This is a genomic window from Streptomyces sp. SP17BM10 (genome assembly GCF_036322405.1).
Lineage (GTDB): Bacteria > Actinomycetota > Actinomycetes > Streptomycetales > Streptomycetaceae > Kitasatospora.
Map to the genome: position 1 here is coordinate 1 of NZ_JAQYXB010000029.1, position 352 is coordinate 352.

The following is a 352-nucleotide window of genomic DNA, read 5'->3' on the forward strand; positions in this document are numbered from 1 at the left end:
GGTTGTCCGGGTAGTTGGAGGCGACGAACACGCCCGGGCGCGAGCCGTGCTGGGCGCCGGGGTCGCTGCCGGAGCGCTCGACGGCCTCCCAGACCGTCTCCAGGAGGAGCCGCTGCTGCGGGTCCATCGCGAGGGCCTCGCGCGGGGAGATCCCGCAGAAGGCGGCATCGATGTCGGCGGGGGCGGTGAGGAAGGCGCCCTCGGCGACGTAGCTGGTGCCCTCGTGGTCGGGGGCCGGGTGGTGCAGACGGTCGGTGTCCCAGCCCCGGTCGGCCGGGAACGGGCCCACCGCGTCGCGGCCCTCGGCGAGCAGCCGCCAGAGGTCCTCCGGCGACTCGACGCCGCCGGGGAA

1 protein-coding gene is annotated in these 352 nt (G+C 76.1%); it reads right to left on the reverse strand.

Annotated features, from left to right (window positions below):
• Positions 1–352, reverse strand: a 352-nt coding sequence (locus PUR71_RS00090; protein WP_329924232.1) for a beta-ketoacyl synthase N-terminal-like domain-containing protein, incomplete at both ends; no start/stop codon positions are given.